This window comes from Lysobacter sp. TAF61, assembly GCF_052113485.1.
Lineage (GTDB): Bacteria > Pseudomonadota > Gammaproteobacteria > Xanthomonadales > Xanthomonadaceae > Lysobacter_J.
Genome location: NZ_JBFRDH010000001.1, coordinates 608,038 through 631,265, shown reverse-complemented (window position 1 = coordinate 631,265; position 23,228 = coordinate 608,038). Strand labels below are relative to the sequence as shown.

The window sequence follows — 23,228 nt, the reverse complement described above, 5'->3', positions numbered from 1 at the left end:
TCCTTCCAGCTCGGCGATGATGGCCTCGATCTTGCCGGCAATGGTTGAGCCAACGTTCCTGGCTGGCTTCAGGCCAGGCACCCATTGGCGGCCGAGCAGAGAGAACACGTACGAGATGTTCTGCATCCGATATTCGAACGCCTTCGTCGTCCTCCGAGTCTGGCTGCGAGCGCCTCGTAGTAGCTCTTCTTTACGAAGGGCGTGCCACTCCGGACGTGCTCCTGCATCTCCAAATAAGCGCGCACCGATTCGCGGAGCTCCTCGTCCGTCCAGCCGCTTGAGTCTTCGTTCACCAGATCATCCACTTGGGCGCCCCTGTTATCCCATCATGTGGGAAGTGTTCCCGGGCCATGCCGGATTGGCAACATGCGGGCCTGTGCGGCGCTTCCGACGCCTCAGGGTAGCGACCCTACGTCGTCGTCGATGGTGCCCGCCAGTGCGCGTTGTGGAGCGCCCTTCGAGTTATACCGATGAGTCTCTGCAAAGGAAGCGCCGGTATCCCTGGCATCTGAGTCTAAGGCCCGCCAGAACGACGCCGGGTCCTGTCCCGTTCTGAACGATCGAAGCCACGTTCCGGAGGTGTCGGGATGTAACGCGCCCCAAGAGCTTCTTCTTTTGCTCTTGCTCTTAAAGCTTTAAAGAAGCTCTTAGGACAGCGTTACCGGAGTTCGTTACAAGGCAGCCGCCACAACACATCCCGGAGTTCCGGTATCACCGGCAACCTGGAGATCTTGACTCCGGCGCTTCTCCCGGAGTCGGCGGACCCGGATCGCAGTGTCTGCTCGGATCTTTGCGCGCCGGGGGTCGTCCGAGCCCCGCCGGGCCACCAGGTCGCGCTTGGCCAACCCTGACGCCTTCTCGCAGGCGGCAGCGAAGGGACATTCACTGCATGCCGGACTGTCTCGGGCTTCGACCAGACCGATGCAAGGCGCCCGATATGGGGCGTTTGCCGTCGGGGCGGCCACGACGGGGAGATCGTCACGTGCCGCCAGCGCTTCTTCGGTCAGATCATCCCCGAACCGGCGTCGCGACTCGTCCTCCGTGATCATCCGCTTGTCGTGCAGGTACGCACTGAGTCGCGCGGCTTGGTTGCCGAATCCGGCCCGGTAGACGTCGCGCTCGATGATGTCCAGGCAAGCGAGCTGTGCCGGATCTCCCCGGTATTTTTGCGCGAGGAAGCGCAGATCCCACTCCGGACTGGGCATGAACGTCCGGCGTCCATATTCCTCATTCCATGCACGGCGGATGGCCGCCAACTGGCTCTCCCTCCAGAGCTGATTGGGCCGGGGTACACGTTTTTTTGTCCAGCGCTGAATCGCAAGCTCTATGGCTGCGCGGATGAAGAAGGGGTAGGGAACGCCGATCTGGTCGGCATGCTGTCGCGCATGCCATAGCGCCGTCATCTCCGCCGCCGAATTCTTCACGTACTTCGCGTCGATGGGCTGCATGCGCTCCGCTTCGACTGAGTCGAAGTATTGGGCATGCTTGCGGCGGAACTCCTCCTCATATGCTTTAGTGAACAGTTCGGTCCGCTGGAATGCAGAGAGGTAGCCATACTCCACCCACATCGTAGGGGCGAGCCCTGGCTCCATTGCGAGCGTGTCTTGGCCAACTGCCTCTCGCGCAAGCGAAGCTTCCGCGACTAGCCAGGAAGAACCGGGCACGCGGCGGGACGATTGAAGAAACGTGCTACGGCGAGAAGCTGCAAGCAGGTTCGGGGCAGATCGCTTCTTACGCGCCATGCTGTTCCCCCTGGAAGCAGGCGAGAGCAGCGAATTGCAGCTGGCACGACAAGGTGTGCGCTCCGAGACGATCCGTTTGCACCATCGCCGAGTCGGACTGGATGATCACCCGTCCGTTCCGGAAGCCAGAAACATGAAAGTGTCGATTGCAGGCTTCTCGCACGGTCGGGGTTCGACAAGCGCCTTCATCGGCTGGGTTGCATACCTCTACGAGGGCAGTTGCAAGTTCTACTGCGTCTTCGCGACCGATCAGCGTGCGGTCCAGATCCGATCCCGTGTTGTGGAGCCAAAGTTCGACGCGGTGGCCCTTAACGGTCAGCTTTGGTCGTGCGTCGAAACCATAGCTGAGCAGCCCTGATGGAATCAGTCGACGCTTCGTTGATTCATGCGTCATCGGGTTCTTTTCCAGCCAGAGGTCGAGTTCGTCAAGATCCTTGTTGAGTTCGTGATTGGCGGTGTCTAGTGTGTTTTCGTTGTGCATTGGTTCCTCGTGATTGGTTAGGGCCTTTTCATTTGGTCATCCTGTTGAAGTGGCCAGCAAACGTTAGAGCGGCGCTCGACAAGATCGCAAGAAATTTCTTCAGGAAATTTAGGCGATGCGAGTGACTCGCATCACGACAGGAGCTGAAGAGCGGCGCGGATCCTAGAGACAGGAATGGGAGAAGTGCAAGCACAAGATGTTCGAGTAAGTCAGCGGTGACGTAGAAAGCAGTCGTCACGCGAGTCACTGTATGGGTGTCGTTTCATCACTCACCGCTGACTATGAAATCTCACACGTGTAGGCGATTTCGACCGGCAGGGCCTGAGTTCGATGTCGCTTCGAGCGGTGATCAGATGCTTTCCGTCGGCGCCCGAAGTTCGCGGCCCGTTCTTGACGAATCTTCGTCAAGGCATCTCGAAGCGCCGGGAAGACGCAGAAGTGCGTCTCAACTTGTAGGGAGAATTCCACTTGAGGTGTCCGGGCACGCACTTCAAGATCAATGTGCCTCGGATGACTCGTGCCGGCGCTGTCACCGCTTAGACGGGGGCCATCTGTAAGGTTAGCCAGGCGACTCGCGAGGTTCGGGGGCAGGGAAGTCAGACTTTCGGCTCCGTCTTAGGACTTCCTGTGTTGCTGGAGGCGGGCCTGTATGCGCGACGATTCTGGCGTGCTCTCTGCGGCCCTGGGCGCTTCCGAGCTTGCTGTGCTGCCAGGGGTGCTGAGGAACTCGGAGCCGCTCTGGATGCGGCAGGGATACAACCAGAGCACGCACTCGCTCAGATGAGAGCAGCCCTCATCGGGGGGTAGATCCCGGGCGTGGTGGCTGAGGCACTTACGGGACGAGCGTCGCCCGAACGACTTGGCTAAGTCCTTGATCCGATAGGTGATGGAATCGACCCGGGGCAGCGAAGCAGTGCATCAGACATGCGGCGCTCGTCACATCTATTTCGCACTCGTGGATAGCACGACCCTATGGGGGCGTGAGCGCCAGAAGTCAGGTGGAGCAATTCACGCACCAAGTCGCTCACGGCAAAGGCTGGGAGAGGCGCGAAGGCGTTCGTGACACGCCCCACGACTAGGCTACTTTCAAGCCGGTTGAATGAAGAAAAATTCCCACTTGACGCACCCGCCGATCTAGCTGCATATCGCCGCCATACGCCGCGCGGTTCTGGTGTGCGGTTGCGGAACCAAGGAGTTCGGCCTGCAATGGGCTGAAACGGAAGGGGACAACTTGAAGAATTCGATGAACTGGCCCTTGGGCCTTTTGTTGGCGTTTGCCTGCACTCCTGCGTTCTCTCAAGAGGCAAACAGGCCTTGGGAGGAGTACGACAAGCTCTTCAAGGCGAGCGAGGCCGTCGGCGCCCTCGGGCCGGACCTTTTCGGCGATGCAGTTGACTTGGCCAGCGGCGCACTGTCGTTCTCCGCAACCGACGTCAGCGTGCCCGGGAACAGCAAGCTGCCTGTAGCTATTACGCGGAGCTACGTCGTAAGCAGTCGAAAGGGCAAGTCAGTGGGGGCCTCGGGTACTACTGTCGACCTTCCATTCGCAGATTGGGACCTAGATATTCCCAACTTGAGCGGAGTTTTCGCTTCCAACTGGCCGAAGAAGCGCTGCTCGGCATCGCCGAGTCCGCCATCGGTAAGCAGCGGCGGGGAAACCTTTCAGGCCGAGGACTATTGGCAGGGAAACGAGGCGCATATGCCAGGTGGCGGAGAGATGCTGCAAGTTGTGGCAGGAACTCCAAAGCCAGCAACGGGCGGCCCATACCTTTGGGTTACCAGCGGATTCACGTACTTCTCCTGCATCACCGGCACCCAGAACGGTCCTGCTGACGAAGAGGGCTTTCTGGCCGTCACTTCGGATGGAACAACCTATCGGTTCGATCGAATGGCGCAGTTCTACGAAACTCCGCTGAAAAGTGCGAAATCGTCGATCACGATTCCCCGTCGCAAGAACGCACTATACGTATCACGGATCGAGGATCGCTTCGGGAACTCGGTGACCTACACGTACTCCAATGCCCCGAATGCACCCGTAAAGCTGGACCGAATTGATGCGAGCGATGGCCGCTCCATCACTATCGGCTACACAACAGAGGGGTATATCTCCACGGTAAGCAACGGAACGCAGACTTGGAGTTATCAATACAGCAATCCGACCGCGTCAACATTCTCGCTGGCCTCTGTAATCTTGCCGGACAACGTTGCTGGCCATTCGAGCAAGTGGACAATCAACTTCTCAGCTCTCTCAAGTGCCGTAATTCGATACGACCAGGGACAGCCCGGCGCAGATGATCCGGTGAGATCTTGTGGCGACCCCGGGGACGTCATCACGGGCGGAGCTGTTGGGACGATTACGCATCCGTCCGGCGCAGTGGGCGAGTTCAGTATCGAGCCATGGCGTCATGGCCGCAGCAACGTCCCGATGGTCTGCGGGAACTACACGTCTCCCTACAACGATTCGAATGACGACGTCGCGGTGTACCCACTTCAATACGACGCATTCTCCTTGACCAAGAAACGCGTGACGGGTCCGGGGTTGGTCGCGGCGCTATGGACATACAATTACTACGACGAAACCATGTGGGCTCAGAATACTGGGCCAATCTGCACGAGTGGCAGCTGCATGCAGCCGACCTGCGTGTCCGACGACTGCGCGCGAACCGCCACCACAGAGGTGGCCGGGCCAGGTGGTGAATGGACGCGCTATACCTTCGGCAACAGCTACCGATACAACGAAGGCAAGCTTCTCAAGGTCCAACGAGGCACCGGGCCCGGGGACATCCGGCGCACGGACAGCAGCACATACGAGTTGGCCCAGTCTGGGCAGTCATTCGCCACACCAATCGGGACAAGTCCACAGCTAAGAGGTAGTGGTTTTACATCTGAGTATCTGCGTCCGCAGCGCAGCAGTGTCATCGATCTGGATGGCGTGCTCTATACCAGCACGGTGGCCAGCGGAGTCGGCGGATTCGATGCCTTCGCCCGCCCGTTGAGCGTTACGAAGGCTAGCAACCTTGGCTGCACACCGTGCAGCAGGACGGATTCGACCGTCTACTCCGACAACCTGTCCAAGTGGGTCTTGGGGCAGGTTGCTACCGTGACCAATACGAACACAGGCAAGGTGGTTTCCCGGACCGATTACGACGCTACCACCGCTCTGCCGCTGCGGACCTATTCTTTTGGCAATCCGCAGCCATCGCAGACGCTGACTTATTACGGTGACGGCACCGTCGCGACAGTCAAAGACGGCAACAACAACGTCACGACGCTTTCCAGCTGGAAGCGCGGAATACCACAGACGATCCAGCATCCGGCGACGCCGGATTCGCCATCGGGTGCTACCGAATCGGCGGTGGTGGGCGATGTCGGCTGGATCATGAGTTCAACGGACGAGAACGGCTACTCGCAGAGCTACCAATATGACGCGATGGGGCGGCCTACGATCATCACGTACCCGGCCGGCGAGGGTTGGAATCCAACCACGCGCACGTTCGATCCAGTTGCGGTAAGTGAGTTCGGGATACCCGCAGACCATTGGCGACTTACAACACAGACCGGCACTGGGGTGACGACTACGTTCTACGACGGCCTCTGGCGGCCCGTGTTGACCTGGACGCGTGACTCGGCAGTCGCCGGGACGGACAGCTTTGTCGTCAATCGCTACGATGTTCGCGGGCAACTCATCTTCACCAGCTACCCCGTTGGCAGTTTGACTTCGGTCAATGACGCGTTGACCGGGACTTCCACTGCTTACGACATTCTCGGCCGTGTGAGCACAGTTACGCAGAGCGCCGAAGCCGCATTGGGAGACCTCACGTCGACGACCACATACGCCATGGGCGGGCAGGTCGTGACAACCAATCCGCGGGGATTCCCGACGACCACCTCGTTCCAGGCATTTGATGCGCCAAGCACAGACGCGCCAATCTCCATCGCTTCTCCGGGAGGCGTGACGACGACCATCGTTCGCGATGTGTTCGGCAAACCGCTGTCAACGACGCGCACCGGACCGGGGGGCTGATCATGAAGACCAATTTCAGGACTGGTCCGGGTTGCCGTCGTCTGCTCGGCCGCGTCGTGCCCGGGATTCTGGTGATCCTCGCGGGAGTGTGGCCTCAGCAATCCAGGGCCAGTTGCGAGGAGATTGCCGAGGTCGCGCTGACGTCGCCCGCAAACGGCGCATCTGCCGTCGGGCCGGCGAGCTTCACATTCAATGCGCAGGTGACCGGCGTCAACTGCCCGGGTCGCAAGGTCTACTTCATTGTGGACGGGCAGCCGTCCTTCACCGACACCGCTTCGCCTTGGAGTTACACCAAGTCGAACATGCTGCCTGGGACGTATACGGTGTGGGCGACGGTCCAGGATGCCGCAGGCGAGTCCAACTCGGCTCCCGTGGTTGTCACGGTTACGAACCCAATCAGCATTTCGTTGACTTCGCCCTCCGGTGGCACCATCGGACAGGCGCCGGCCACCTTCTCCATCGCCGCGTCCGGCAGCGACAGCACGGGCACGATCATGCAGGTCGACTTCTACGCCAACGGTAGCCTGATCAACTCTGACTCCAGCGCTCCGTTTGGATACTCCTGGTCTGGAGTGGGGGCTGGAAACTATGCGCTTACGGCCAAGGCGACGGACAACCACGGCGTCACCGCGACCTCCGCCGCAGTCACTGTTAGCAGCAACAGCCCACCTTCGGCAACGTTGACGGCGCCAGCCAATGGCGCGTCGAGTCCGGCACCGGCCAGTTTCACGCTTTCGGCCAATGCCAGCGATAGCGATGGTTCCATCAGCAAAGTCGAGTTCTACTCCAACGGCGCGTTGGTCAATACCGATACTGCAGCGCCATACACCTATGCCTACTCCGGGCTAGGTCCCGGCAGCTACACAATCACCGCCAAGGCCTACGACAACCTCAACGCCAACACAACGTCAGGTGGGGCGACCGTTTCGGTTATCAATACCCCGCCAACCGTTTCGCTGACGACCCCGGGCAATAACGCCAGCGCGATCGCGCCGGCGACGTTCATTCTCAATGCGAGTGCCAGTGATAGTGACGGCTCGATCAGCAAAGTGGAGTTCTATTCCGGCGCCACGCTGATCAATACCGACACGGTGGTGCCGTTCTCGTTCAGCTATGCAAACGTTGGGGTCGGCAACTACGCGTTGACGGCCAAGGCGTATGACAACTACAACGCTGTGACAACATCGTCCGTAGTCAACGTGTCCGCGATAGCCAACGGAGCGCCTACGGTGTCGCTGACCTCTCCGGCGAATGGATCGGCAGCGACAGCACCGGCGAACCTCACTGTCAGCGCCAACGCGAGCGATGCGGACGGCAGTGTCGCGAAGGTCGAGTTCTTCTCGAATGGAGCCCTGTTCGCGACCGCCACCAGTCCACCCTACAGCGTCTCCCTGGCGAACCTTGGCCCGGGCAGCTACTCATTGACCGCCAAGGCGACCGACAATCTCGGTCTTTCTACGACTTCGATTGCTGCGGCGGTGACGGTCACCGCTCCCGCTGGAAACCTGTCGGTCACCCGATCCTATGTCTACGACAGCTATGAGCGCCCGTGTAAGACGATCGAGCCGGAAACGGGTGCGACAATCGTTGACTATGACGGGGCCAGCAATGTTGCCTGGAGCGTCCAGGGCAGCAGCTTGACGTCCGCCACATGCGACCGGGGCAGCGTTCCGGGCAGCGCCAAGATCACCCGGAGCTACGACGCAAGAAATCGCGTTCTCAGCATGCTGACCCCTGGCGCCGCTGCCGACATAGTCACGACGTACTTCCCGGATGGTGCAGTCGCGACCATCTCGGCAAACAATCCTGGCGTCGGGCCGGTGATAAACCGATACAGCTACAACAAACGGCGGATGTTGGTGACGGAGTCGGTGGAAGAGGCCTCGCCGAGCCTGCTGTTCACGACAAATTACGCTTACAACCCCAATGGCCACCTTAGCAGCCTGCAGTATCCGGATCTTGAGGTGGTCGGGTACTCGCCTAACGCGTTGGGTCAACCCCGGCAGGTTGGGGCCTACGCGACTGGTATCAGCTATTACCCGAACGGGGCCATCTACCAGTTCACTTACGGCAACGGAGTCCTGCACACGATGACGCAGAATGCGCGTCAGTTGCCTGCACGCAGTCGCGATGCCTACGGAAGCACGGTCGTCTTGGACGACAGTTACATCTTTGACAAGAACGGCAATGTCTCCGATATCACTGACCAGGCGCAGGGTGGGCTGACCACGCGTGGCATGTCCTATGACAGCCGTGATCGGCTGCAGGTGGCCGTCGCGCCCGGCCTTTGGGGTGACGCGGCCTTCGTGTACGACGGCGTGGACAATCTAGTCAAGGTTGACCAGGGATCTAGGCATTACCGGTATAGCTACTCCAGCAACCAGCGCTTGGCCCAGATCAATGATCCAAACGGCGTGCCTCAGGTCGTTCTTGGTTACGACGCCAATGGCAATGTAAACAGCAAGAACGGACAGACGTTGGTGTTCGACGTCGCGAACCGACTGACCCAGCTTACTGGGGTCCAGTATTACCGCTATGACGGTCTAGGCCGTCGCGTGCAGACCACCGACCAGGATGGTAAGTACACGTTCTGGCAATACAGTCAAGCCGGGCAGGTGCTGTTCGCTTCGGAGGCGCGCCAGAGTCGCAACACGGCTTACATCTACCTGGGCAACACGCAGTTGGCAGCACGGCACGTAGCATGGGGCAGTGGCACGGTGACGATCGACTACCAGCATACGGATGCACTGGGCAGCCCGGTGGCTGAGACGAATTCAACGGGGGCTGTTACCAAGCGCAATACCTACACGCCGTATGGCGAGGCCAGCAGTGGGGCCATTGACGGCCCTGGGTTTACCGGTCACGTGATGGATGCGGCGACCGGGCTGACGTACATGCAGCAGCGCTATTACGACCCTCAGATTGGGAGGTTCCTGTCGGTCGATCCAGTGGCGACCGATAGTAATACCGGTGGAAACTTCAATCGCTATTGGTACGCGAATAACAGTCCATACCGTTTTTCGGATCCAGACGGTCGGAGCGCCCTTGCTGTAGTTGGTGGCGCCTTCGAAGTTGACGTGGCAGTCCCGGAACCTACTGACGCTGCCTGGCCGAAATGGGTCGGTTGGGGCATTGCGTTCGCTGGAGCTGCGGCAATTGACTACCTGATCGTCAACAATGAGTCTTCGGATGGGGGAAGCCCTTCTGGAGACTCAAAGGCAGGGGATGCGTTCCCTGACCGGCCGTTGCCGAGAAAGCCGAATGGTGAGCCCGCGCCCGAGGAGGGCGCGAGTGGGCCCCATACCCAGCTTGGATCAAAAGAGGGTCGCAACGGCAAATACCCTCAAGCGCGAGAGTTCGATTCTGATGGAAAGCCTGTGAGAGATATTGACTTCACTGATCACGGTGGTCGTGAAGGGCACGGTAACCCGCACCAGCATCCCTACAAGGAGAACAAGTCAGGGGGAACGAAGCAACGTGGCAAGGCCGAACCGCTATCGCCGCCGCCAACGATGGTCGATCAAGCGTCAAAAGCTGCTGGTCCTGGCGGGACCACAAGTAGCTTACGCATAGAGCAGTAAGAGGGCTTGCGATTGAAAACTTCAGAGATTTCGATGTGGGATGGCGATGCCAAGATTCTGCTTAAAGATCTGCTGTGCCGGCTTCGAATCCCGAATGATCTGGTCTGGACACTCTATGAGTTTGATGGTGTGACTAGAGTTGACAGTGAAATGTCCGCGCTTGAACTCGAGCACGCGGTGAAATTGTCGGATAAGGGATTCCAGTTCAGCCCGAATCAATTTGGGGCCTTTCTTGAAAGTCTCCTAGATATTAACGAGATTCGCATTGTCGGAAGGCGGGACGGGTATGAGCTAGATATCAGGGCGTTGGATAGTGATGTTTGGCTGGTTGAGGAGAAGTAATGCGGTGTCTCCCCATCAGTAATAGCCGACCCGTCGCGGCCGCTAGCCTTTGCTCGGAGGGCCCTGTCTCCTCTGCAGGTGGTGATCGAAAGCCGGTTCCGGGCTGGCACTTACGAAAACACCCGCACTAGGCGGGTGTTCGGGCAAATCCTTGTTTGGCGAGGCGATTTCCTATCGAGAAATCCGCCGCTGAGGTGGGTTGCGAAGGCGATGGTCGGCTGCCCAGTGAGGAATGAGGCCTGATCGGGCCATTCCTGTGCCCCGGAAGGCCTGCCACTTACGAAAACACCCGCTCGCTGGCGGGTGCTCGGGCAAATCCTTGTTTGGTGAGGCGATTTCCTATCGGAAAATCAGCCGCTGAGGTGGATTGCGAACGCGACGCTCTCCCAGCTGAGCTACCGCCCCATGCGGCCGATTCTAGCGGCACGCCGGGGCGGCTGCCAAGACGGGGTAGGGAACGTCGGAAACGTGGCCAGGCTTGGGTTCAAGCCGTCCCATCGCCCCAATGCGGATGATCCGCCCCCAAACACCGTTTTTCGGGGGGAGGTGTCCCAACCTGGCACTTACAGCCACTTACGGGAACACCCGCGCACCTTCGAGCATTGCGAAGGTCCCGTGCTCCCAGCACGAGAGGTCGTCTACCAGGCAGCTCAGCGCCGCTGTATCACTTAGCCATGACCCGCACCAATCGGAAACCGATTGAGTCATCCCTGGCCCCGGCCGAATACCGCATTCGGTTTGCTGACCGGGTGTCTTTCGCTGTCGTGCCCCAGGAACCCCCTCGGGTGATGCGCTTGTCGCATCCCCTCGCGAGCTGTGCACTGCCATCCGTCGGTGCGTGAAAGTAATCTGGCGCGCCGCAATCCAGTGTCCACTCGTTGACGTTCCCCATCACGTCATACAGCCCGAACGCATTGGGCCGATAGCCTCCGACAGGAGCCGTGTGCTGCGATCCATCGTCGCAATGCGCCAACTGGGCATCCGGATACTTCTTTGCGAAGTTCACGTCACCATTGTTGGCGTCCTTGCAGCCGTCGTCTGCGCTGTCGCCCCAGGGATACGCGTGCTGGCTGCCGGTGCGGGCCACGTACTCCCATTCCGCCTCGGTGGGCAATCGATAGGCTCCGCCTGTCTGCATATTGATCCAGTCAACGTAGGCTTGAGCATCCTCCCAACTCACGCACACGACCGGATGGTTCGGCGCCTGTGAGAACCCGGGATCGAGATAGGTCGTGGCGGCATCAGGTTGCCAGTCGTTGATCTTCACCCTGTCGGTTATGCAGTCGCCGCCGACTGCCCGCTTGGACGCGGCAGTGAAGTCGAGGTACTGCGCCAGTGTCACTTCGTAGACGCTGACTGCAAGCACGTAGTCGATTGACACGCGGTGGAGCGGTGCTTCGTCTTTTCCACGGCCCGGTTCTGAATCCGGCGAACCCATTTCAAAGTGTCCGCGCGGCACGATGACCATCACCGGGCACTGCGCGCACTCCTGGAATGTCACCCCCGCTTCACCGCGGCGCATTGCGTCATTTACAGCCTCCTTTGTCGTCAACGGAGCGGCCGCGACCGCGACGGAAATGAGAAGCTGCACCGCGATGAAATACCATGCGTTCAGACGCATATGCCGACGCTGCAAGCCAGGGAAGCGCTGGATTGTAGGTAACCGCGAGTGAGGAGTTTGCATCCGCCCCATGGGCCGATTCCCGCGGCAAGAAGAATTCCCACTTGACTGCCCCCCACCGGCCTGCCTGCCTATCGGCACTGGGGTTCGGTTGGGCAGCCTGCGTCGGGCCGAATGGGAGGGGGCATATGACAAACACGACAATCTGGCTACTGCTTTCGTCGCCATGGTTTCGGGCATGGCGGCGCCCGCCGCCGTTTACTTGAAGACCGGCTTGCCGAGCCAGGTCCTGGCCGCTAGTGCGGTAGCCCCGGGGCCTGGGCCTAGTCCTGCGCCGCCAGCAACGGCGCAATGCCCGGCTCGAGCGCTTCACGCCGCCAACCCGACAGCGCCTCCGGCCATTCGCCGCGATCGAGCAGCGCTTCAAGCCAGCGACGCGAAGCCAGCACGCCATCGGGCAGCCCGAGTTCGGCACTGCGCGCGGCAACGGCGTCCTGCAGCTTGCGCAACCGCTGCTTGTCGCGGTTGTCGCCCTGGTTGGCGTCGGGCGCATCGGCCTCATCGGCCAACGGTGTGTTCAACGCAGCCCACACCGCATCGCCGAGCTTGCGCGGCGCCTTCGGATGCGCGTCGAGATCGCGCTGCAACCCGGTGCGATCCATCGGCGGATTGCGCGCAAGGTTGACGGCCAGTTCGTTGTCGAGGATCCAGTTGCGCGGGCGGTCGTTGTCGCGCGCGTACGTGTCGCGCCAGCGCAGCAGGCGCAACAGGCGCAGCTGGGCGTCGCGCTCGAGGAACTGGGCGCTGCGCATGGTCGCGTGCGGCCAGCGTTCCGGGCCTTCGTTCTCGGCGTTGACGACGGTGCGCATGGCGTCTTCGGCCAGCCATTGGCTGCGCTCCAGTTCCTGCAGGCGGTGCTGCAGCTGGTCGTGCATTTCGAACAGGTGGCGCACGTCGTCGGCGGCGTATTCGAGCTGGGCCGCCGACAGCGGGCGACGCAGCCAGTCCGAGCGGGTCTCGCCCTTGGCCAGGGTGATGCCGGTGAGTTGCTCGACCAGCTTCTGGTAGCCCACGCCGGCGCCGATGCCGGCCAGTGCGGCCGCCAGCTGGGTGTCGAACAGCGGCTTGGGCACGACGCCGCAGGAATGCTTGAAAGCCACCAGGTCTTCGCTGGGGCTGTGCATGACCTTGACGATGGACTCGTCGGCCAGGATCGGCGTCAGCGCGGCCAGGATGCCCGGCGCCAGCGGATCGACCAGCAGGATGTCCGGCTCGTCGCTTCCCGCGCGCTCGATGGCGAGCTGCACCAGCGCCAGCTGCGGCCAGTAGGTGCGCTCGCGGATGAACTCGGTGTCCAGCCCGATCCGCGCCGGCGGCATGGCGCCCGGCAGCGTGGAGAAGTGGGCGCGCAGGGCGGCGGGGTCGGTGATCCAGGCGACAGGCATGTGGCGATGGTAAGCGGGTAAGGGGTCGGCAAGGTTGCCGCGGCGGGCGACAATAGCCTACTTTCGACGCACCCGAGTGACCTGGCATGTGGCGAGGAGGACGATTGCGCGCACCGCTGTTGGCTTTCGCCGCCATGCTGGCGTTGGGCTCGGGCTGTTCGCGCGAGCCCGCGGGGCCGTCCCGCGAAGCCGCCGGCGCGCGCGCGCCGATCGTGACCATCAGTGCCGACCAGGCGGTGTCGCCAGTGCCGCCGTGGCGCGCGCCGGTGGTCGAGGTCAACGACGGCAACTTCAAGGAACTCAAGACCAGGGCCGCCGCGGCGCTGAAGGAAGGTCGCCTGTCCGGCGACGCCGACGACGCGATCCCGCTGTACCTGGCGCTGCGCCGGTTTGCTCCGGACGACGCGGCGGTGGAAGCGGGGTTCCGCCGCGCCACTGCCAGCCTGCTGCGCAAGGGTGGCGAGGCGCTGGCCGCGATCGACCGAGATCCCCTGTCGCTGCGCCGTGCGCACGAGGTGGGCGCGGTCGCCCGTGCGATCGCTCCCGATGACGCCAAGGTCGCGGCCTACCTTGCACGGCTGGACCGCGCCGACCAGGCGCAGGAGGCGAACCGGCTTGGCGAAGAGGCGATCAATGAAGGCCGCCTCGGCGTGGATGGCGGCAAGGACACCGCGCTGGCCTACTTCAACCAGGCACTGGAACTGCGCCCGGGCGACCAGCGCGCCAACCAGGGCATCGCCGCGGTGGAAAGCGCGCTGATCCGCCGCGCCGAAGTCGCCGCCGACCACGACGACTACCCCGGCGCACAGCGCGAGCTCGACACCGCAGCGAAAGTGCGGCCGGGTTTCTCCAGCGTGGACGACGCGCGCGCCCGCGTGGCGATGCAGCGCATCGCCCGCGTCAACGCCCTGCGCGACGCCGGCGTGGCCGTGCTGACCCGCAACGCCGGCGTCGACGAAGCCCGGCGCCTGCTGGCGGTGCTGTTGCGGATCGCCCCGGCGGGCGACCCGGCCGCGCGCGAGCTGCGCGAACGCATCGACCTGGCCACGCATTACGGCCTGTTCCGGCCCGGCCAGGCCTTCACCGACGCAATGCAGGGCGGTGGTCGCGGGCCGCAACTGGTGGTGATCCCGCACGGCGCGTTCCGCATGGGCGCGCCGGAGGGCGAGATCGATTCCAGCGACGCCGACCGGCCGCTGCGCAACATCCGCTTCGAGCGCGGGCTGGCGATGTCGCGCACCGAGATAACCGTTGGCGAGTTCCGTCGCTTCATGGCCGCGACCAAGCATCGCGCGCGCGCCAGCCGGCGCGGTTACTCCAATGCCTACGACGAGCGCAGTGGCAATTTCGTCCGTCGCGGCAACGTCGACTGGCAGTCCGATTACGCCGGCAATCCGGCCCGCGACGACATGCCGGTGATCCACGTCAGCGCCAAGGACGCCCAGGCCTATGCCGAGTGGCTGTCGGCGCAGACCGGGCAGCGCTACCGCCTGCCCAGCGAGGCCGAGTTCGAATACGCACTGCGCGCTGGTAATGCCCGCCGCTATCCCTGGGGCGATGGCACGCCGCCGGTGCGCGCGGGCAACTTCACCGGCGGCCTGGATGTCTCGCCGAGCGGGCGCCGCTGGCAGAACGCGTTCGCCGGCTACGGCGACGGCGCCTGGGGACCGGCGCCGGTCGGCAGCTACCGGGCCAATGCATTCGGCGTTCACGACCTGTCGGGCAACGTCAGCGAGTGGGTTGCCGACTGCTGGCACGACACCTACCGGCGCGCGCCCCGCGACGGCGCGGCCTGGCTCAACCCCGGTTGCCGTTCGAGGGTGATACGCGGCGGTTCCTGGGCCAGCTCGCCGGCGCAGACGCGTTCGGCGTGGCGGCAGGGCAGTGACGGCAATGTCACCAGTGCGCGCATCGGTTTCCGGGTGGTGCGCGAGATCTGAGCGGACGGCATGAACTTCACGCACGAGCTGCACACAAGCTGCACGACACAATCCAGGACGGATGAGGAGAGGGCGCGATGAGGACCGATCCCTTTGGTGGTGCGCAACAGCAGGGCCGGCCGCGGCGTGGCTTCGGTGGCATGCGCTGGTGGATCCTGATCCTCTTTGCCGGCTATGCCGCGTGGCAGTGGTTCGGCAGCGCCAAGGTCGACCCCTACACCGGCGAGACCGCGCACTACGGCACCACCGCCGAGGAAGAAGTGCAGCTGGGGTCCCAGGCCTTCCAGCAGGTGCTCGGCGACGCCAACGCGCAGGGCGCGCTGTTGCCCGCCAACTCCCAGGTCAGCCAGCAGATCCGCGAGATCGCCCAGCGCCTGATCGCGCGTGTTCCGCAGGTCACCGCGGCGCTGGCCGCGCAGAACAAGCAGGACGTGCCGGTCGACCACCAGGCGTTCCAGTGGGACGTGGCGGTGATCCAGTCCGACCAGGTCAACGCGTTCTGCCTGCCGGGCGGCAAGATGGCGGTCTACACCGGCCTGTTGCCCGTGGCCAAGACCCAGGACGCGATGGCGGTGGTGATGGGCCACGAGATCGCCCACGCCCTGCTGCGCCATGGCTCGCAGCGCATGGCCCAGCAGAAGCTGGTGCAGATGGGGCAGATGGCCGCCGGCATGGCGGTCGGCGGGATGGACCCGGGCCAGCAGCAGGCGATCATGGCCGCGCTAGGAGCCGGCGCGCAGTACGGTTTGATCCTGCCGTACGGCCGCAATCACGAGACCCAGGCCGACAAGGTCGGTCTGATGCTGGCCGCGGCGGCCTGCTACGACCCGCACGAAGCGATCCCGCTGTGGCAGCGCATGTCCGCGCTGGAAGGCGGCGGGCGCCCGCCGGAGTTCGCCTCGACCCACCCGGATCCGGCCAATCGCATCCAGGTGCTGCAGTCGCTGATGCCGCAGGCGGAGCAGTTCCGCGCGCAGTTCTGCGGCAATCAGGGGAAGTGAAGGTGCCCCGTCCCCCCTGACGCTTAGCGCTTGGTATCAGCCTTGGGCTTGCTGCTGTTAGCTGCGCCCGGCGGCGTCGGGCTCTGGCCGACGTTGCTCGACAGGTTGCGCTGGAACTCGTTCCACATCGCCAGGTTGCGTTCGGTGAGCTGGTTCATCAGCGCCCACGGGGTCTGGCCGAGGATGCCGCCCATCTGGTTGCGGAACTGCTGCTGCTGGTCGAGGAAGACCTGCATCGAGCGCTCCAGGTAGCTGCCCATGAAGCCCTGCAACGAATCCCCGTAGAAACGGATGATCTGGCTCAGCAGCTGGGTCGACAGGACCGGTTCGCCGTCCTGCTCGTGCTCGGCAATGATCTGCAGCAGCACCTGCCGCGTGAGGTCGTCGCCGGAGCGCGCATCGCGCACTTCGAACTCCTCGCCATCGACGATCAGCTGTCGCACATCCTCGATGGTGATGTAACTGGAAATTTCAGTGTCGTAGAGCCGGCGGTTCGGATACTTCTTGATGACGCGCATCGATGCCATGGAGCATTGGCTCTAAATCGTGGTGCTTCGCAGCATGGCTCAGGCCGGCAGGGCTTGCAACAGGCGGATGACAGGTTGGCAGGTGAATGGGGACAGTGTTGCTGGCTGAGCGGGAATCCGTTCCTCCCGGTTCCCGCTCCATTCCTCACCAGCCCATATGGTGGCCGCCGTTGATGTCGAGGTTGGAGCCGGTGATCCAGGCCGCTTCCTCGGCGACCAGGAAGCCGACCGCGTAGGCGATCTCGTTGGGCGTGCCCAGGCGGCCGGTCGGGATCTCGGCCACGATCTTGGCGCGGACTTCCTCCGGCACCGACATCACCATGTCGGTCGCCACGTAACCCGGCGATACCGTGTTGACGGTGATGCCGAAGCGGGCGTTCTCGCGCGCCAGCGAAATGGTGAAGCCGTGCATGCCGGCCTTGGCCGCGGCGTAGTTGGCCTGGCCGTACTGGCCCTTGAGGCCGTTGATCGAGCTGATCTGCACGATCCGGCCCCATTTGCGCTCGCGCATGCCTTCGATCACCGGCCGGGTGACGTTGAAGCAGGAGTTGAGGTTGGTGCCGATCACTTCGTTCCACTGCATCGGTGTCATGCGGTGGAAGGTCGAATCGCGGGTGATGCCGGCGTTGTTGACCAGCACCTCGATCGGGCCGAGGTCGCGTTCGATCTGCTCGATCAGCGCCTGCGCCTGCTCGGGCGAGGACACGTCGCCCGGGGCGAGCGCGACCTCGACACCGGCCTCGCGCATCTTCTCCTGCCAGGCGCGCGCGCGGCCTTCGTCACGGTAGTTGGTGGCGACCCGATGACCCGTCTGCGCCAGGCGCTGGACGATCGAACTGCCGATGCCACCGGTTCCGCCGGTGACCAGGGCTACGCGTGACTGCATGGTGTCTCTCCTGGGAGTGCCGGACCGCTCGGGCCGCGGCCGGTCGATTGGATTCTAGGGCGTTGGAAGCTGCAGCAAAGGTCAGTTGCCATCGCCTGCCTCCATCTGCGCCATGGTGACGGACGCAAATGACAACTCGCGCCCGGGCGACGGCTCGGCCGGGTCCGCAGCCGGGATCCTCGCCGGCACGAACGCGCTGACGGCGCGGGCGAGCAGATCGTCCAGACCACCGGCATCGGCCAGCACGGCCGGCTCCTGGCCCAGGCGCTGCCAGGCCGCGCGCAGGGCCGGCAACGGGTCGTCGCGGTCGACCGGCTGGGCTGCGTCGGACTTGGACAGCTTGCGCCCGTCCGGCCCGAGCACCAGCGGCAGGTGGGCATGGCGCGGCGTCGGCAGGCCAAGCGCCCGCTGCAGCAGGATCTGGCGCGGGGTCGAATCGAGCAGGTCGGCGCCGCGGACGACATCGGTGATGCCCTGCGCGGCATCGTCGACGACCACCGCCAGCTGATAGGCCCAGAAGCCGTCGGCGCGCCGCAGCACGAAGTCGCCGACGGTACTGGCCACGTCCTGGCGGTAGTGGCCGACGATCAGGTCGTCGAACTCGACCACGCTGCCGTCGGCGACGCGCAGGCGCACCGCCGGGTCCGGGCGTGGCGGCCGCGCCACGCAGGTGCGATGCACGCCACCGGCGACGGCCAGGTCGGTGCGGCTGCAATGGCAGAGGAAGGCGCGGTCCTGCTCGAGCAGGCGGTCGATCGCGGCCTGATAAAGAGCGCCGCGCCGGCTCTGCCAGAGGATGTCCTCGTCGGAATGCAGGCCGAACGCGGTGAGGGTATCGAGCTGGCGCCGGGCGGCGCCGGCGACCTCGCGCGGCGGGTCCAGGTCCTCGACACGGACCAGCCAGCGGCCACCGGCCTGGCGCGCCAGCAGCCAGCTGCCGAAGGCGGCCAGGAGCGAGCCAAAGTGGAGGTCGCCGGTGGGCGAGGGCGCGAAGCGGCCGCGGTAATGGGCAGGCGTCAGGGACACTGCGGACTCGTCAGGCAAAGCGTTCGCGTGCGGTTTCACTTGAATTCAACGCCAGCGTGCCACATTTTTCGTAGGTAACGCGCATGGTGCGCGAAAGGTTCCAGTCATGTTCAAACGCATCGCCCTGTTTCTCGCCACCAACCTGGCGGTCCTGGCCCTGCTCAGCGTCGTCATGGCCGTGCTGCAAAGCATGGGCATCCGTCTGGAAGGGACCGGACAATTGCTGGTCTTCGCCGCCGTATTCGGCTTCGGCGGTTCGCTGATCTCGCTGATGACGTCCAAGTGGATCGCCAAGCGCAGTACCGGCGCCCACGTCATCGAACAGCCGCGCAACGAGTCCGAGCAGTGGCTGGTCAACACCGTGCGCCGCCAGGCCGAAGCGGCCGGCATCAAGATGCCGGAAGTGGCCATCTACGATGGTCCGGAAATCAACGCCTTCGCCACCGGCCCGAGCCGCAACAACTCGCTGGTCGCCGTGTCGACCGGCCTGCTGCGCGCGATGAACCGCGACGAAGCCGAAGCCGTGCTCGGCCATGAAGTCAGCCACGTCGCCAACGGCGACATGGTGACGATGGCGTTGATCCAGGGCGTGCTCAACACGTTCGTGATCGTGCTCGCGCGCGTGGTCGGCCGCGTCATCGACAGCTACCTCAGCGGCAACCGCGAAGGCGGCCCGGGCATCGGCTACTACGTGATCGTGTTCGTGCTCGACATGATCTTCGGCCTGTTCGCCAGCATGATCGCGATGTGGTTCTCGCGTCACCGCGAGTTCCGCGCCGACGCCGGCGGCGCCCGCCTGGCCGGCCGCGACAAGATGATCGCCGCGCTGCAGCGCCTGTCGCAGACCTACGGTGAAAGCACGCTGCCCAAGACCGTCCAGGCCTTCGGCATCAGCGGCGCCGTCGGCCACGGCCTGCGCAGGCTGCTGATGAGCCACCCGCCGCTGGAAGAACGCATCCAGACGCTGCGCAATGCGCCGGTCGAGCAGGTGCGCGGTACCGTTGTGAGCTGAATGTCGAGCTGCATGACGAGCTGATCGCCGCATAGCGCCGGAACGAAAAAGCCCGCCAGTTGGCGGGCTTTTTTTGTGTCCGCAGGCGATTGCGCGCGGTCAGAACTCGTAGTCCATGGTCGGCCCCGGGGGCGCCAGGAAGTTGCCCTGGGCGTAGTCGATTCCCGCACCGAACAGGATGCTCATGCTGCCCGCATCCTGGACGAACTCGGCGATGGTGATCTTGCCCAGCTCGCGTGCCTTCTCGGCGATCTCGCGGATACGCTGCTGATGGTCCGGATTGCCGGTGAGATCTTCCATGTAGCTGCGGTCGATCTTCAGCAGTGCCGCGTCGAAATGGCTCAGCAACTGGAACGAATTGAGGCCCACGCCGAACTGCTCCAGGCCCACGCGCACGCCATAGCCGGCGACCTTGGCCTGGAACTCCTGCGCCGCGCGCAGATGCGTGAACACCTTCGATTCCGGCAACTGCAGGACCAGCAGGCCGCCGTCGGCGCCATGGCGCGCCAACTGCTCCTGGATGAACACCTGCAGGGTGTTGTCCTGCAGCGAAGCCTGGGTGATCTTGACGAGCATCGTCGTCTGCCGGCCCGCGCGCATGCGCTCACCGATGACGGCGATGGCCCGGCCCACCACCCAGCGATCGATCTCCCACAGCAGGCCGTGTTCCTCGGCGATCTGCAGGAAGGTCAACGGCGGCACCAGCTCGCCGTGCTCGCCGCGCAGGCGCAGGTAGGCCTCGTACATCTCGATCGGCTCGCCGTGCAGGCCGATCAGCGGCTGATAGTCCATGACGAAGCGGTCGGCATCGAGCGCCTCGCGAATGCGCGCGACCCAGGCTTCGACGCGCTCTTCCTCGGCGCGATCGGCTGCGCCCGGATCGAACAGGTCGGTGCGGTTGCCACCGACGCCACTGGCCGACTGCATGCACTGGCTGGCCTTGCCGAGCACCGCGGTGATGCTGGCGATCTTCTCGCCGATCAGCACGCCGCCAATGCTGACGGTGGTGCTGAGCGAGCGGTCGGCCGTCTCCAGCACATGGTCGGCGAACGCACTGCGCAGGCTTTCGGCCAGGCCCATGCTGCGCTTGTGGTCGCTGTTGCTGGTGAGCACCGCGAACTGGTGCTCGCCAAAGCGCGCGGCGACGTCGTCCGGACCCAGTGCAGCGCGCAGTCGCTGCGCCATAGCCGCGATCAGCGAGTCCGCGGCGTCCAGGCCGATGTCCTGGAGCAGGCGGTTGAAGTGGTCCGGCTCGACCAGCAGCAGGCCATGATGGGTGGCGTTCTGCGCGGCGTCGGCGACGGCGTCCTCGAGCGCACGCAGGAACGTGGCGCGGTTGAGCAGGCCGGTGACCTGGTCGCGCTGGCGCAGCTCCTCGACCTCGCGGGCGAGTTCGGGATCGATCTCCTGCCGGCGCAGGATCACCTGCAGGCAGGATTCGCCCTCGTAGCTGGCCTGGGTGAATTCCATGACCGCGGCGAAATGGCTGCCATCCAGCGTCCGCGCCTCGGTTTCGTGGCGCGGCGGGGCCTCGCCCTTGCCGATCTGCTTGAGCAGCTGCTTGAACCCTTCGACCCGCTGCGGGGCGATCAGGTCGAGCAGCGACATGCCTTCGATGTCCTCGAAGGTCTCGAAGCCGAAGATCTCCAGGTACGCCGGATTGGCGCGGATGTGCATGCCTTCGTGGATGTAGGCGATCGGCTCGCGCGAGGAGTCGATCAGCGCATCGCAGCGGCGCTCGGTCTCGCGGACCTGGGCTTCCAGGCGGCGCAGCGCACGGCGTGCCTCCAGGTCGGCCCATTCGCGGCGGACCCGGCTCTGGATGTGGTCGGGGTGGCCGCGCAGGATCACGCCGCGGGCACCGATGGTGAACATCTCGAGCAGGCGGGTGTCGTCGATGCTGTCGATCAGCATCAGCACCGGCAGGTCCTTGCCGCTGGCATCGACGGCCTGCATCACCTTGGTGATCGGCACGCCACGCGCTTCGCGCGCCGCCAGCACGAGGTCCGGCGGGTGTTGCCCGATCATGGTGGCCAGTTCGCCATCGTTTTCCGGTCGCGATGGTCGAACCGCGATACCGCTGTTACGCAGGCCGCTGACGATGGCCTCGGCTGCCTCGACGCTGTCGTCGACGATCAGCAGGCGCAGCGCCGTGTCTTTGCCGAATTGCATTGCGTCACCTCCCCAAGCCGGTTTTATGACACGAACCGCCGGATGAGTCCACGCGGCAGCGACGAAAACGGGATTGGCGACGGGGTTTTGCAGGCAAGGTCATCGTCCGGATTTGCGCCGTGGCGGGAAGGGCGTTCAAGAAAACACATGGAAACGCCGGGGGGCAATCGTGGCGCCGTCCGGCTACCCCCGAATGACAGCCGGCGCTGCAACAGCCCGCGCTACAACGGCTGGCCGTGGAGCGGGCGCTTGCCGGTGTCGCCCGCGACCTCGCGCACCAGCCGCGGTACCAGGTAGCCCGACAGGCGTGCCGCCAGTTCGCCATGCAGGCGCAGCGCGGTTTCGTCGCTGACCTCGAAATGGGCCGACCCCTGCACGCGGTCGAGCTGGTGCAGGTAGTAGGGCAGGACGCCGGCGGCCAGGCCGCGCTCGCTCAGGTCGGCCAGGGCATCGACGGAGTCGTTCACCCCGCGCAGCAGGACCGCCTGGTTCAACAGCGTCGCGCCGGCGCCGCGCAGTCGCGCCAGGGCTTCATCGACCTGGACGTCGAACTCGTTGGCGTGATTGGCATGCAGGACCACCGTGACCGGCCAGGGCAGGGCCCTCAGCCAGGCCAGCAGGGGCTCGTCGACCCGCTCGGGCAACACCACCGGCAGGCGCGTATGCACGCGCAGGCGCTTGAGGTGCCGGACCCGGGCCAGGGCGTCGGTCAGTTCGGCCAGCTTCGGCGTGGCCAGCGACCAGGGATCGCCACCGGAGAGGATGACCTCCTCAATGTCATCGTCCTGCGCGATCAGCGCCACCGCCTCGCGCCAGCCGGCGGCGGCCGCGGTCTCCTCGGCGTAAGGGAAATGGCGGCGGAAGCAGTAGCGGCAATGGATCGCGCAACTGCCGGTGGTGACCAGCAGGGCCCGGCCGCGGTACTTGCGGATCACGCCGTGGCCGGCCTTCGCCGCGCCGTCCCCGACCGCATCGAGGCTGAAGCCCGGCATCGGCTGCATCTCCGCGTCCAGGGGCAGCACCTGACGGAGCAGCGGATCGTCGCGGTCGCCGTGGCGCATGCGGGCGATGAACCCGCGCGGGACCCGCAGCGGAAACTGCGCGGCGGCCGCGTCGGAGATGTTCGACGCCAGGCCTTCCGACCCCAGGTCCTTCGACTCCAGGCCCAGCAGCGCCAGCAGCTCGCGCGGGTCGCGCACGGCCTCACGCCAGAGCTGTTGCCAGCGCGGCGCGGGAGGGGTGTGCGATGGGGCGAGCAAGGGGGCGAGCAAGGGGGCGTGCGAGGAGGCGTGCTGCATGGGGGTGGGGGCTGCGGGTATCATGTCGGACCGGTTTTTCTTGCGCCGTGGCCCCAGGGCCGGGCACAACAACCCGACATTCTAGCCTCCGCCGCCATTGCGGCGGGCCGGCGCCAATACTTATTCATCT

Annotated in this window: 15 protein-coding genes; 6 read left to right on the top strand and 9 right to left on the bottom strand. The window is 64.2% G+C overall.

Features of this window, described 5'->3' with window-relative positions:
• Positions 1–671 precede the first annotated feature (671 nt).
• Positions 672–1,742: a hypothetical protein gene (locus AB4Y64_RS02780; protein WP_441814914.1), complete on the bottom strand. Its 1,071-nt coding sequence runs from the start codon at positions 1,740–1,742 to the stop codon at positions 672–674.
• Entirely contained in the window at positions 1,732–2,223 is a 492-nt protein-coding gene (locus AB4Y64_RS02775; protein WP_441814913.1) for a hypothetical protein, read from the bottom strand. The genes AB4Y64_RS02780 and AB4Y64_RS02775 overlap by 11 nt, the downstream gene beginning before the upstream one ends.
• Positions 2,224–3,466: 1,243 nt before the next feature.
• Here AB4Y64_RS02775 and AB4Y64_RS02770 point away from each other — a divergent pair.
• From AB4Y64_RS02770 to AB4Y64_RS02760, 3 genes are read left to right on the top strand one after another with little or no spacing between them, the layout of a single operon-like run.
• Positions 3,467–6,247 carry a wall associated protein gene (locus AB4Y64_RS02770; protein ID WP_441814912.1) on the top strand — a complete coding sequence of 927 codons (2,781 nt, stop codon included), beginning with the start codon at positions 3,467–3,469 and terminating at the stop codon, positions 6,245–6,247.
• 2 nt (positions 6,248–6,249) lie between these two features.
• Positions 6,250–9,828, top strand: a complete 3,579-nt coding sequence (locus AB4Y64_RS02765; RefSeq protein ID WP_441814911.1) for an Ig-like domain-containing protein — start codon at positions 6,250–6,252, stop codon at positions 9,826–9,828.
• Positions 9,829–9,861: 33 nt separating this feature from the next.
• The gene (locus AB4Y64_RS02760) at positions 9,862–10,170 is read left to right on the top strand and encodes a hypothetical protein (RefSeq protein ID WP_441814910.1); all 309 of its coding nucleotides are present in this window, start codon (positions 9,862–9,864) and stop codon (positions 10,168–10,170) included.
• Between the two features lie 664 nt (positions 10,171–10,834).
• Here the strand turns inward: AB4Y64_RS02760 and AB4Y64_RS02755 are convergent.
• On the bottom strand, positions 10,835–11,791 hold the full coding sequence (locus AB4Y64_RS02755; RefSeq protein WP_441814909.1) for a formylglycine-generating enzyme family protein: 957 nt from the start codon (positions 11,789–11,791) through the stop codon (positions 10,835–10,837).
• A 323-nt stretch (positions 11,792–12,114) separates the two neighbouring features.
• Positions 12,115–13,236, bottom strand: a complete 1,122-nt coding sequence (rnd, locus tag AB4Y64_RS02750; protein ID WP_441814908.1) for a ribonuclease D — start codon at positions 13,234–13,236, stop codon at positions 12,115–12,117.
• Between the two features lie 86 nt (positions 13,237–13,322).
• Here rnd and AB4Y64_RS02745 point away from each other — a divergent pair, with 86 nt between their 5' ends.
• Positions 13,323–15,176 (top strand): SUMF1/EgtB/PvdO family nonheme iron enzyme, encoded by a 1,854-nt coding sequence (locus tag AB4Y64_RS02745; protein ID WP_441814907.1) that lies wholly within the window; start codon positions 13,323–13,325, stop codon positions 15,174–15,176.
• Positions 15,177–15,253: 77 nt separating this feature from the next.
• Positions 15,254–16,177 carry a M48 family metallopeptidase gene (locus tag AB4Y64_RS02740; protein ID WP_441814906.1) on the top strand — a complete coding sequence of 308 codons (924 nt, stop codon included), beginning with the start codon at positions 15,254–15,256 and terminating at the stop codon, positions 16,175–16,177.
• Positions 16,178–16,200: 23 nt separating this feature from the next.
• Here AB4Y64_RS02740 and phaR read toward each other — a convergent pair whose 3' ends face one another.
• The 3 genes from phaR to gluQRS form a co-directional block, all read right to left on the bottom strand.
• Positions 16,201–16,704: a polyhydroxyalkanoate synthesis repressor PhaR gene (gene phaR, locus AB4Y64_RS02735; protein ID WP_441814905.1), complete on the bottom strand. Its 504-nt coding sequence runs from the start codon at positions 16,702–16,704 to the stop codon at positions 16,201–16,203.
• Between the two features lie 145 nt (positions 16,705–16,849).
• Positions 16,850–17,590 carry an acetoacetyl-CoA reductase gene (phbB, locus tag AB4Y64_RS02730; protein WP_441814904.1) on the bottom strand — a complete coding sequence of 247 codons (741 nt, stop codon included), beginning with the start codon at positions 17,588–17,590 and terminating at the stop codon, positions 16,850–16,852.
• An 81-nt stretch (positions 17,591–17,671) separates the two neighbouring features.
• Positions 17,672–18,610, bottom strand: a complete 939-nt coding sequence (gluQRS, locus tag AB4Y64_RS02725; RefSeq protein ID WP_441815218.1) for a tRNA glutamyl-Q(34) synthetase GluQRS — start codon at positions 18,608–18,610, stop codon at positions 17,672–17,674.
• A 112-nt stretch (positions 18,611–18,722) separates the two neighbouring features.
• On the opposite strand from gluQRS, the gene htpX reads away from it, so the two are divergent.
• Positions 18,723–19,628: a protease HtpX gene (htpX, locus tag AB4Y64_RS02720; RefSeq protein WP_441814903.1), complete on the top strand. Its 906-nt coding sequence runs from the start codon at positions 18,723–18,725 to the stop codon at positions 19,626–19,628.
• 99 nt (positions 19,629–19,727) lie between these two features.
• On the opposite strand, the gene AB4Y64_RS02715 is transcribed toward htpX, so the two are convergent.
• Both AB4Y64_RS02715 and epmB read right to left on the bottom strand, forming a co-directional pair.
• The gene (locus AB4Y64_RS02715; RefSeq protein WP_441814902.1) at positions 19,728–21,800 is read right to left on the bottom strand and encodes an EAL domain-containing protein; all 2,073 of its coding nucleotides are present in this window, start codon (positions 21,798–21,800) and stop codon (positions 19,728–19,730) included.
• A gap of 221 nt (positions 21,801–22,021) precedes the next feature.
• A complete protein-coding gene (epmB, locus tag AB4Y64_RS02710; protein ID WP_441814901.1) occupies positions 22,022–23,122 on the bottom strand; it encodes an EF-P beta-lysylation protein EpmB in 1,101 nt (366 codons plus the stop codon).
• Positions 23,123–23,228: the final 106 nt, after the last annotated feature.